The organism is Roseicyclus sp., from assembly GCF_052168335.1.
Lineage (GTDB): Bacteria > Pseudomonadota > Alphaproteobacteria > Rhodobacterales > Rhodobacteraceae > Roseibacterium.
This window is the reverse complement of record NZ_JBQLZP010000693.1, coordinates 1-10,433: the sequence shown is the minus strand read 5'-3', so window position 1 is coordinate 10,433 and position 10,433 is coordinate 1. Positions and strand designations below refer to the sequence as shown.

At 69.1% G+C, this 10,433-nt stretch carries 10 protein-coding genes; 5 read left to right on the top strand and 5 right to left on the bottom strand.

The window, feature by feature from the left end; translation table 11 throughout:
* On the top strand, positions 1–721 hold a 721-nt coding region (locus tag ACTS11_RS21095; RefSeq protein ID WP_442642242.1), incomplete at its 5' end, for a HAMP domain-containing protein.
* A 2-nt stretch (positions 722–723) separates the two neighbouring features.
* Here the strand turns inward: ACTS11_RS21095 and ACTS11_RS21090 are convergent.
* Positions 724–1,716, bottom strand: coding sequence for a sterol desaturase family protein (locus ACTS11_RS21090; RefSeq protein WP_442642241.1), 993 nt, complete (start codon positions 1,714–1,716; stop codon positions 724–726).
* 149 nt (positions 1,717–1,865) lie between these two features.
* On the opposite strand from ACTS11_RS21090, the gene ACTS11_RS21085 reads away from it, so the two are divergent.
* The gene (locus tag ACTS11_RS21085; protein WP_442642240.1) at positions 1,866–4,784 is read left to right on the top strand and encodes an error-prone DNA polymerase; all 2,919 of its coding nucleotides are present in this window, start codon (positions 1,866–1,868) and stop codon (positions 4,782–4,784) included.
* Positions 4,785–4,790: 6 nt separating this feature from the next.
* Here the strand turns inward: ACTS11_RS21085 and pip are convergent, their stop codons facing one another.
* Positions 4,791–5,780, bottom strand: a complete 990-nt coding sequence (gene pip, locus ACTS11_RS21080) for a prolyl aminopeptidase (RefSeq protein ID WP_442642239.1) — start codon at positions 5,778–5,780, stop codon at positions 4,791–4,793.
* A gap of 69 nt (positions 5,781–5,849) precedes the next feature.
* On the opposite strand from pip, the gene ubiG reads away from it, so the two are divergent.
* Entirely contained in the window at positions 5,850–6,596 is a 747-nt protein-coding gene (ubiG, locus tag ACTS11_RS21075; RefSeq protein WP_442642238.1) for a bifunctional 2-polyprenyl-6-hydroxyphenol methylase/3-demethylubiquinol 3-O-methyltransferase UbiG, read from the top strand.
* Here the strand turns inward: ubiG and ACTS11_RS21070 are convergent.
* The 3 genes from ACTS11_RS21070 to ACTS11_RS21060 are packed head-to-tail and all read right to left on the bottom strand — an operon-like array spanning position 6,593 to position 8,172.
* Positions 6,593–7,069, bottom strand: coding sequence for a MarR family winged helix-turn-helix transcriptional regulator (locus ACTS11_RS21070; RefSeq protein WP_442642237.1), 477 nt, complete (start codon positions 7,067–7,069; stop codon positions 6,593–6,595). The genes ubiG and ACTS11_RS21070 overlap by 4 nt on opposite strands.
* Positions 7,070–7,129: 60 nt before the next feature.
* A complete protein-coding gene (gene grxC / locus ACTS11_RS21065) occupies positions 7,130–7,390 on the bottom strand; it encodes a glutaredoxin 3 (RefSeq protein ID WP_442642236.1) in 261 nt (86 codons plus the stop codon).
* A 44-nt stretch (positions 7,391–7,434) separates the two neighbouring features.
* Positions 7,435–8,172 (bottom strand): ComF family protein, encoded by a 738-nt coding sequence (locus ACTS11_RS21060; protein WP_442642235.1) that lies wholly within the window; start codon positions 8,170–8,172, stop codon positions 7,435–7,437.
* Between the two features lie 48 nt (positions 8,173–8,220).
* Here ACTS11_RS21060 and ACTS11_RS21055 point away from each other — a divergent pair, with 48 nt between their 5' ends.
* Complete coding sequence (locus ACTS11_RS21055; RefSeq protein ID WP_442642234.1) at positions 8,221–9,090, top strand: SAM-dependent methyltransferase; 870 nt, start codon at positions 8,221–8,223, stop codon at positions 9,088–9,090.
* A gap of 17 nt (positions 9,091–9,107) precedes the next feature.
* A complete protein-coding gene (gene hemH / locus ACTS11_RS21050; protein WP_442642243.1) occupies positions 9,108–10,190 on the top strand; it encodes a ferrochelatase in 1,083 nt (360 codons plus the stop codon).
* Positions 10,191–10,433 lie beyond the last annotated feature (243 nt).

Below are 10,433 nucleotides of genomic sequence, written 5' to 3'. Positions count from 1 at the left end.
GGTGCGCAACATCGCCGAGGTGACCACCGCGGTGGCGCGCGGCGACCTGTCGAAAAAGATCACCGTGGACGTGAAGGGCGAGATCGCCGAGCTGAAGGACACCATCAACACCATGGTGGACCAGCTGAACTCCTTCGCCTCGGAAGTGTCGCGCGTCGCCCGCGAGGTGGGCACCGACGGCAAACTGGGCGGCCAGGCCAACGTGAAAGGCGTCGCCGGCACCTGGAAAGACCTGACCGACAACGTGAACATGATGGCGACCAACCTGACCAACCAGGTGCGCGGCATCGCCGACGTCGTCACCGCCGCCGCGCTGAGCTGCCTGCGGCCCGAGGTGGGCGACAGCTTCGACCGCGCCCATTCCCGCGCCGAGACCTTCGTGGTCGGCCTCGGCAGCCTTGCGCGGACAGGGCTGAACGTGCCCGGCGGCCCCGCGACGAACGATCCGAACGCGCGGGTCGGCTACAGCTTCCCGGCGCGGTTCGAGGGGCATCTCGCGACATCGTCCGGCTTCAACGCGGCTCGCAGCCTCGATGTCACGGTGGAGGTGAGCTGCATCACCGCCTGGTGCGGCGGCGACAGCCTCGACGACCGCGGCCTCTACTTCCTGCGCCGGGACGCGGAAGACGACTACGCGCTCGAGTCCGATCCCTGCGGCGGCTTCTGGTTCGATGACCCCGACGAGGCGGAGCTGCGCCAGGTCATCCGCCGCCTGCGCTGATCTCAGCGCGCCCGCCGGGTGGCGAAATGCGCCCGGATCCGGTCGGCGCTGTGCTGGAAGGGACGGAACATCAGCGCGCGCACGCTGTGCCATTCGCCGCCGTCCTCCTCGGTACCGAGGCCGTAGGTCAGCTCCTCCTTCTCCTTCGGGGTGTAGAGCGTGCCGGCCGCCCAGTCCCAGAAGGCGAAGATGAAGCCCATGTTCTTGTCCCAGTGGTGGCGCGCGGTGGAGTGGTGGATGTGGTGCTGCGCGGGACAGACGAGGATGTGCTGGAGCCACACGGGGTAGCGCACCCAGACATGGCTGTGGCGGAGGTTGAAGGCGGCGAGGAAGAAGGCCGCGAGGAAGATGTTCACCTCGAGCAGCGTGAGCTGGATCGCCGCGGGGCCGAGGAAATAGGTGAACGCCCCGTAGACGGTGCCGATGATCACCCCGGCCACCGACATGTTCGAGATCTCCTCGACCGGATGCATCCGCGCGGCGGTGATCGGGGTCATGACCTCGGCCGAGTGGTGGACCTTGTGGTAGTCCCATAGGAACGGCACCACGTGGTACACGTAGTGCATGAACCACAGCACGAAATCGAGGACGAGCACGATCGTCAGCGTGACGGCGATGGAGACCCAGATGTTCGGCTCGACCGTCGGCGCGGAGGGCCCGAGTAGCGACGTCAGCCCCGAGACGGTCATCGCCGAGACCGCCGCCGAGGAGACGACGACCGAGCCGTAGACCGCCGCGCGCAGGATGCGCACCACGAAGAAATACGCGAAATCCGCCTGGCAGGAGGGGTGCATCAGCACCTCCCTCGGCAGGAGCCACCGGACGAGCCCGCCGGCGTTCAGCCTGCCTTCGCGGGCCTGGTTCACGATGTAGACGATGATCGCCACCATGAGGGCCGTGGCGAGGTAGACATAGCTCAGCCGGTCGCTCGGGTTGGTGAAGTGGCGGAAGGGGGCCAGGACGATCTCGAGGATCTGGCTGAGTGTCTCTGACATCGGGTTCTCGTGACGTCTCGTTGCCGCGTGTCCCGGCCGGATATCCGGCGAATGCGGCAAATGGCGGGCGCGTTTCGCGCGTTTTTGGTCTTCGACGCGGTGGTGCCGGAGGACTCCAAATGAGAACAAAAGGTGAATATACTGGTGCCATGGGATTCGCGGAACTCTCCATCACCTCGAACTTCACCTTCCTCACCGGCGGCTCGCACCCGGAGGAATACGCGCGGCGTGCCGCGCTCCTGGGGCTGGAGGCCATCGCCATCGCCGACGTGAACTCGGTCGCGGGCGTGGTGCGGGCCTGGTCGGAACTGCGGAAGATCGAGGAGGAGATCGCGGACCGCGCGCAGGCCATGGCCGACCCGATCGGCCCGCCGAAGCCGCCGCACCTGCCCGATCCGCCGGGCCTCAGGCTCGACCATGTGCCGCGCCTCCTGCCCGCGTCCTGCCTGCACCTGACGGAGGGGCTGCGCCTCACCGCCTTGCCCCGCGACCGGACGGGCTGGGCCAGCCTCTGCCGCGTGCTCTCCATCGGGCGGCTCCGCGCGCGCAAGGGCGAGTGCATCCTGCACCTCGACGACCTCCTCGCCCATGCGAAGGGGCTGGAGCTTCTGCTGCACGCGCCGGACCGGGAGACGCCGGAGTGGCGCCGCGCGGCGGAGCGGCTGTCGCGCAGGCTCGGGCCGCAGACGAACCTCCTCATGGCGCCCTGCTACGACGGGCAGGACAAGGCTCGATTCCGCCGCGCAGAGACTGTTTCGCAGGCGCTCGGCCTCGCCACCGTCGCCTCCGCCCGGCCGCTGATGCACCACGGCAGCCGCCGCAGGCTGACCGACATCCTAACCTGCATCCGCGAGGGCCTCCGCGTGGAGGAACTGGGCACCGCCGCGCAGGCCAACGCCGAGCAGCGCCTGCGTTCGGAGGCCGAGATCCGCCGCATCTTCGCCGAGCACCCGGACGCGGTGGACCGCAGCGTCGAGATCGCCGCGCGGGCGCAGTTCGACATCCGCTCGCTCCGCTACGAATACCCCTCCGAGATCGCCGAGGGGGAAAGCGCGGCCGAGCGGCTGGCGCGTCTGGCGCGCGCAGGCCTCGAATGGCGCTATCCGCAGGGCATCCCGGAGCGCGCGCAGAAGCAGCTCGACCACGAGCTGCGCCTGATCGCGAAACTCGGCTACGAGCCCTACTTCCTCACCGTCCACGACATCGTGGCCTTCGCCCGCGGGCGCGGCATCCTCTGCCAGGGGCGCGGGTCGGCCGCGAACTCGATCACCTGCTACGCGCTCGGGGTCACCAGCGTGAGCCCCGAGATCGGCACCATGGTCTTCGAACGCTTCGTGTCCGAGGCGCGGAACGAGCCGCCCGACATCGACGTCGACTTCGAGCACGAGCGGCGGGAGGAGGTGATCCAGCACATCTACGAGCGCTACGGCCGCCACCGCGCGGGCCTCTGCGCCACCGTCATCCACTATCGCGGCAAGCGCGCCGTGCGCGAGGTGGGCAAGGCGATGGGCCTCAGCGAGGACGTTCTGTCGGCGCTGTCCTCGCAGATCTGGGGGTCGTGGTCCAGGCACGGGCCGGAACTGGAGCGGATGCGCGAGATCGGCCTCGACCCCGACAGCCCGCGCCTGAAGCAGACCATCCGCCTGATCGAGGAGATCATCGGCTTTCCCCGCCACCTCTCGCAGCACGTCGGCGGCTTCGTCATCACCGAGGGGCGGCTCGACGAGCTGGTGCCGATCGAGAACGCCACGATGGAGGACCGGACGGTCATCTCGTGGGACAAGGACGACATCGACGCGCTCGGCATCCTCAAGGTCGACATCCTCGCGCTTGGGATGCTGACCTGCATCCGCAAGGCCTTCGCGCTGCTGAAGACGCACCACCAGGCGGACTACACGCTCGCCACGCTGCCGCCCGAGGATCCGGCGGTCTACGAGATGCTCTGCCGCGCCGACAGCCTCGGCGTCTTCCAGGTGGAGAGCCGGGCGCAGATGAACTTCCTACCCCGGATGCGGCCGCGCTGCTTCTACGACCTCGTGATCCAGGTCGCGATCATCCGCCCGGGGCCCATCCAGGGCGACATGGTCCACCCCTTCATCCGCCGCCGCAACGGGGAGGAGGAGGTGAGCTTCCCCTCCGACGAGCTGGGCCGCGTGCTGGCCAAGACGCTGGGCGTGCCGCTGTTCCAGGAGCAGGCGATGCAGATCGCCATCGTCGGCGCGGGTTTCACCCCCGAGGAGGCCGACCGCCTGCGCCGCGCGCTCGCCACCTTCAAGAAGCACGGCAACGTCAGCGAGTTCCGCACCCGCTTCATGCGGGGAATGCGGCAGAACGGCTATGACGCGGAGTTCGCCGAGCGCTGCTTCTCCCAGATCGAGGGCTTCGGCAGCTATGGTTTCCCGGAAAGCCACGCGGCGTCCTTCGCGCTTCTGGTCTACGCCTCGTCCTGGCTCAAGCGGCACCATCCCGGCATCTTCGCCTGCGCGCTCCTGAACGCGCAGCCCATGGGCTTCTACGCGCCGGCGCAGATCGTCCGCGACGCCCGCGAGCACGGGGTGGAGGTGCGGCCCGTCTGCGTGAACCGCTCGCACTGGGACAACGTGATGGAACGGACCGAGACGGGCGCGCTCGCGCTGCGCCTGGGCTTCCGGCAGATCAAGTCGATGCGGGAGGAGGACGCCGAGTGGCTGATGGCCGCGCGCGGCAACGGCTATCTCACGGTCGAGGACGTCTGGCGCCGCGCGGGTCTCAACGCGCGCACCCTGACCGTGCTGGCCGAGGCCGATGTCTTCGCCGCGCTGGGACTGTCCCGGCGCGAGGCGCTCTGGGCCGCGCGCGCGCTGGTGCCGAAGCGGGAACTGCCGCTCTTCGCGGGCGACCTCGACGGCGAGGGGATCGTGGAGGGGCGCGTGACGCTGCCCGCCATGACCGAGGGCGAGGAGGTGGTGGAGGACTACGTCGCGATGCGCCTGACGCTGAGGCGCCACCCCGTCGCGCTGATCCGGCACCGCCTCAGCCCGGGGCTGGACCGGAGGTGGCTGGCCGCCCACGCGCTCAGGGCCGGGTGAATCCGTTCAGATCCCGAACTTCTCGCGGCGCTGGCCGACGATCTTCATGATGCGCACCAGCTCCTCGCTGATGCCGGCCTCGCTCAGCGCGTGGCCCGCCTGACGGATCATGTGGAGCCGGCCCGAGGGCCAGCCGGCCGCCAGCTTGTGCGCCGAGGCGGGCGGGCAGATCATGTCGTAGCGGCCCTGCACGATGGTGCCGGGCACATGCGCGATCCGGTGGAGGTCGCGCAGGATCTGGCCGTCCTCCTCCAGGAAACCTCTATTCAGGAAATAGTGGTTCTCCAGCCGGGCGAAGGCGCGCGCGTAGTCCGCCGGGCTCTCGCCGCCGCCGCCGTCGCTCTCCATCGAGGCGAGCGCGTTCTCCCAGGCGGCCCAGGCCCGGGCATAGCGCGTCTCGACCATCAGATCGCCCGAGAAGAGCCGCCGGTTGTAGGCCTTGATGAGGTCGCCGCGCTCCTCCTCGGGGATCATGGCGACGAAGCGCGCCCACTGGTCGGGCCAGAACTGCCCCGCGCCGCCGCCGTAGAACCAGTCGAGCTCGCGCTGCATCGACAGGAACACGCCGCGGAGCGCGAGATAGGCCACCCGGTCGGGATGCGTCTCGGCGTAGATCAGGCCGAGCGTCGCGCCCCACGACCCGCCGAAGACCGCCCAGCGCTCGATCCCCAGCGTGTTGCGGATGCGCTCGATGTCGGCGACGAGGTGCCAGGTCGTGTTGCCGCGCACGCTGGCGTGCGGCCGCGACCGCCCGCAGCCGCGCTGGTCGAACAGGATGATCCGCCAGTCCGCAGGGTCGAAATAGCGCCGCATCGCGGGGCTGCACCCGCCCCCCGGACCGCCGTGCAGCACGATGACCGGCGCGCCGCCGGGATTGCCGCATTGCTCGACATAGAGGTGATGCCCGTCCCCGACGTCGAGCATCCGCTGATCGAACGGGTCGATCGGCGGAAACAGGTGCGCGGCTGCGCGCTTTTGGCCGGAGAACTTGTCCATGGGCTTCCTATATAGACCCCGGAACGACTTGTGCCGCAACAACACTCGCAGGAAGCCGGGGAGAAGTCCATGAGCGCCGCTACGCAAACCGTCGATGCCGCCGAGGTCGCGAAGTTCGAGGCCATGGCCGCCGAATGGTGGGATCCCAACGGCAAGTTCAAGCCGCTGCACATGCTGAACCCCTGCCGCCTCGACTACATCACCTCGCAGATCGCCGCCGAGTTCGGGCGCGACCTGAAGGCCGACGCGCCGTTTGCCGGGCTGCGCATCCTCGACATCGGTTGCGGCGGCGGCCTCCTGTCCGAGCCGATGGCGCGGCTGGGCGCCGAGGTCGTCGGCGCCGACGCGGCCGCGCGCAACATTCCCGTGGCGCAGGTCCATGCCGAACAGTCGGGCCTCAGCATCGACTACCGCCACACCACCGCCGAGGCGCTGGCGGCCCAGGGCGAGCGCTTCGATGTCGTCCTCAACATGGAGGTGGTCGAGCACGTGGCCGACCCGCAGGGCTACCTCTCCGCCTGCCAGGAGCTGCTGAAGCCCGGCGGGCTGATGGTCTGCTCGACGATCAACCGCAACCCCAAGAGCTTCGCGATGGCCATCGTCGGGGCGGAATACGTGATGCGCTGGCTGCCCAAGGGCACGCACGAATGGTCGAAGTTCATCACGCCGGACGAGCTGTTCGACCTGATCCGCAAGGCGGGGCTGACGCCGGTGGACCGCAAGGGCTTCGTCTTCAACCCGATCGCGTGGAGCTGGTCGCTGTCCGACAGGGATCTGAGCGTGAACTACGTCACGGCGTCGACCAAGCCCGCCTAACCCTCGTCCGCTTCCAGCCTCAGGCGCATCTCGCGGATCACCGGCAGTGCCTGGCGCACGCGATCCTGCCCGATCTCGCGCACCGTCTCGGACAGGATCGGCGCGATGGCGGCGATGGCGGCCTCCCGCGCGCGGCGGCCCGAGGGGCTGATCGCGATGAGCTTGCGGCGCGCGTCGTCCCAGTCGGGGCGGACATGGATATGCCCCGCCCATTCCAGCCGGTTGAGCGTGTTCGTCATCGCCCCCCGCGTGACGTGGAAGATCCGCGCGAGCTGCGCCGGCGTCTTCTCCTCGTTGGTGCGGGCGAGGTGGTTCAGGACGGAAAAGTGGCTGAGCTCCATGCCCTTGGGCAGCGCACGGCTCAGCCGGTTGCGCGCCAGCTGGTCGGCCATGAACATCTCGCTGAACAGCGCGACGGACAGCGGGTCGTCGGACTGCGAGCCGTCGGGTCTGGAACTGCCTGTCTGCGCCATGACCCGATTAGAGCGCCCCGACGCCGTCCGCATCAAGGGACAGCGCGTCGCGGCAAGCCGTTAGGAATCCTGGAGGAGCGGGTCGAGCTTGCCGTCGCGGTCGAGCGCGGCCATGTCGTCGTATCCGCCCACATGGGTCTCGCCGATGAAGATCTGCGGCACGGTATGGCGTCCGTTCGCGCGGCCCAGCATCTCCTGCCGCTTCTCCGGCGTGCGCATAACGTCATGCTCGGTGAAGGCCACGCCCTTCGAGGTGAGGAGCCGCTTGGCCGCATGGCAATAGCCGCAGAGCGGAGAGGTGTAGATCTCGACGTTCGGCATGTCCCTTCTCCCCGTCCAAGGCGAAACCGGCTGTACGCGGCAACTTAAGCGTCGACGCCGACGCGCGCCAGAGCCAGCACACGCAGATGTGTCGCCCCGGCGACCCGGCAGGCCTCGGACGCGGCGGCGAAGGTCGCGCCGGAGGTCATCACGTCGTCGATCAGGATCACCGCCCGCCCCTTCAGCAGGCCGCCGAACCGGGGATGGGGCCGAATCGCGTCGGCGAGGTTGACGAAGCGGGCGTCCCGGTTGCGCCCGTCCTGCGTGGGTGTCGCGCGGACCCGTCGCAGCGCCTGCACCGCCACCTCCTGCCCGGTGATCCGCGCCATCGCCTGCGCCAGCAGCGCCGACTGGTTGAAGCGCCGTCGCGCGAGGCGGATCGGGTGCAGCGGGATCGGCACGAGGACCGGATCGTCGGCGCCGAGATCCGCAACGAGATCCGCCCCGGCCCGCGCCAGCCAGGGCCCGGCGGCGCGCGCCACCTCGGCCCGGTCGCCGTGCTTGAGGCCGAGCACCAGCCTCCGCCCGACATCGGCATAGCCCATCACGGCGCGCCCCCGCTCCCACGGCCGGGCGATGCGGTGGCATTCGTCGCAGATCAGCCGCTCGCCCTCCGCCTTCTGCCCAGGCAGGCCCGTCCCGCAGAGGTCGCAGGCCGCGCCGAGGATGAAGGGCGTCGCGGCCCAGCAGGGACCGCAGAGCGCGAAATCGCCCTCGACCTGCGCGCCGCAATTGAGGCATTCGGGCGGAAAGACCGCATGCAGCAGCGTTTGCAATCTCATGTCCGGCCCCTAAGTTCCCACGGGTCAGCGCACGAGGACGACCGCATCTTGACCCACACGACCCCGCAGCCACGTCTCGTGGATGCCGAGGCATTGTCCCGGCACCGCGCCCGCGCGCGCCTGCGGGAGGCGGGGTTCCTGCACGAGACGGCGGCCGACGAGATCAAGGAAAGGCTGATCGACGTTAACAGAACGTTTACGTCGCCCGCGATCGTGACGGCGCATCCCGAGGTCTGGGCCGGTGTGGTGCGGGACGCGCGGATCGTCGCGCCCGAGGACCGGCTGGACCTGGCGCCCGGCGCTCACGATCTCGTGATCCACGCCATGGCGCTCCATTGGGCGGACGATCCGGTCGGCCAGATCGTGCAGTCCCGTCTCGCGCTCAAGGCCGACGGGCTGTTCCTGGGCGTCTGCCTCGGCGGCGAGACGTTGAGCGAGCTGCGCGCCGCGCTCGCCGAGGCCGAGGCCGGGCTGACCGGCGGGCTCAGCCCCCGCGTCGCCCCGATGGGCGAGGTCCGGCAGATGGGCTCCCTCCTCCAGCGGGCGGGCCTCGCGCTGCCTGTGGCGGACGTCCTGCCGCAGCGGGCGAGCTACGCCGACATCTGGGCCCTGATGCGCGACCTCCGCGCCATGGGCGAGACGAATGCGCTTGCCGGGCGGCACCGGCGGCCCGCGCGCCGCGCGCTCTTCGAGCGGGCCGCCGCGATCTACGCCGCGCATTTCCCGGAGGCCGGAGGGCGCATTCGCGCGACCTTCGACCTCGTCTTCCTCACCGGCTGGGCCCCGCACGAGAGCCAGCAGAAACCGCTTCGCCCCGGCAGCGCGCAGGCGCGCCTCGCCGATGCATTGAACGCGGCCCTCGTGCACGAAGCGCCCGACCCGAAACCGAACAAGGCCCTTGACCGGGCCGCCGATTGAGGCCAGCCACCATGAACATGTTGCAGCAGCCGCCCCACACGAAAGACGCCGCCGAAGCGGCGCCCGCGCTCAGCCATGCGCCCGCCGACCACCCGAAGGTGACGTTCGGCAAGGTGGGCATCCTGCTGGCGAATCTCGGCACGCCGGATCACTACAGCTACTGGCCGATGCGCCGGTATCTGAACGAGTTCCTCTCCGACCGCCGCGTGATCGACTACAGCCCCTGGATCTGGCAGCCACTGCTCCAGCTCGTCATCCTGACCAAGCGGCCCTTCTCCTCCGGTCATGCCTACAAGTCGATCTGGAACGAGGAGAAGAACGAAAGCCCCCTCATGACGATCACCAAGGACCAGACCGCCAAGATCAAGGCGCGGCTGGAGGAAGCCTATGGCGATCGCGTCGTGGTGGATTTCTGCATGCGCTACGGGAACCCCTCGACCAAGTCCAAGGTGGACGAACTGGTGGCGCAGGGCTGCACCAAGATCCTGTTCTTCCCGCTCTATCCGCAATACGCGGGCGCCACCTCGGCCACCGCCTGCGACGAGTTCTTCCGCGCGCTCCAGAACATCAAGTGGCAGCCCATCGCCCGCACGGTCGAGCCCTATTACGAGCATCCGCTCTACATCGAGGCGCTGGCCCAGTCGGTCGAGCGCGCCTATGCGGGCCTCGAGAACCGGCCCGACGTGCTGGTGGCGAGCTACCATGGCGTGCCCAAGCGCTACCTGATGGAGGGCGACCCCTACCATTGCCAGTGCCAGAAGACCTCGCGCCTGCTGCGCGAGCGGCTGGGCTGGGACAAGACGGAAATCGTGACCACCTTCCAGAGCCGATTCGGCCCCGAGGAATGGCTGAAGCCCTACACCGTGGAGGAGGTCGCGCGCCTCGCCGAGGCCGGCAAGAAGCGGATCGCGGTCATCGCGCCCGCCTTCAGCGCCGATTGCATCGAGACCCTCGAGGAGATCAACGAGGAGATCCGGGAAAGCTTCGAGGAGGCCGGCGGCGAGGAATTCACCTACATTCCCTGCCTGAACGACGACGACGCGCATATCGACGCGCTGGCGCGGGTGGCGATGAACAACCTCGGCGGCTGGCTGGACTGAGGCGAGCCCGGGCTGCCTGCAACGGGCCCCTGGGCCCGTGTCAGGCCGCGCGCACGAGGCTGGCGGGCCGTCCGGTGTAGAATTGCTCGCCGACGCGGACGGTCACGAAGCCGTTCGCGAGCCGTTTCACGAACGTGCCCTGAACGGCGACACAGGTACCGAGAAAGATCGTCGTCAACACAGCCTGTCCCCCTGATCGACTGCCTTGACTGGGATATTAGGCGGGCGGGTTTACAAATCACT

Excerpts from the sequence above, each read along its gene's own strand:
- ACTS11_RS21090 (WP_442642241.1), bottom strand. The coding sequence starts at position 1,716 with ATGTCAGAGACACTCAGCCAGATCCTCGAGATCGTCCTGGCCCCCTTC.
- ACTS11_RS21085 (WP_442642240.1), top strand. The coding sequence starts at position 1,866 with ATGGGATTCGCGGAACTCTCCATCACCTCGAACTTCACCTTCCTCACC.
- pip (WP_442642239.1), bottom strand. The coding sequence starts at position 5,780 with ATGGACAAGTTCTCCGGCCAAAAGCGCGCAGCCGCGCACCTGTTTCCG.
- ubiG (WP_442642238.1), top strand. The coding sequence starts at position 5,850 with ATGAGCGCCGCTACGCAAACCGTCGATGCCGCCGAGGTCGCGAAGTTC.
- ACTS11_RS21070 (WP_442642237.1), bottom strand. The coding sequence starts at position 7,069 with ATGGCGCAGACAGGCAGTTCCAGACCCGACGGCTCGCAGTCCGACGAC.
- grxC (WP_442642236.1), bottom strand. The coding sequence starts at position 7,390 with ATGCCGAACGTCGAGATCTACACCTCTCCGCTCTGCGGCTATTGCCAT.
- ACTS11_RS21060 (WP_442642235.1), bottom strand. The coding sequence starts at position 8,172 with ATGAGATTGCAAACGCTGCTGCATGCGGTCTTTCCGCCCGAATGCCTC.
- hemH (WP_442642243.1), top strand. The coding sequence starts at position 9,108 with ATGTTGCAGCAGCCGCCCCACACGAAAGACGCCGCCGAAGCGGCGCCC.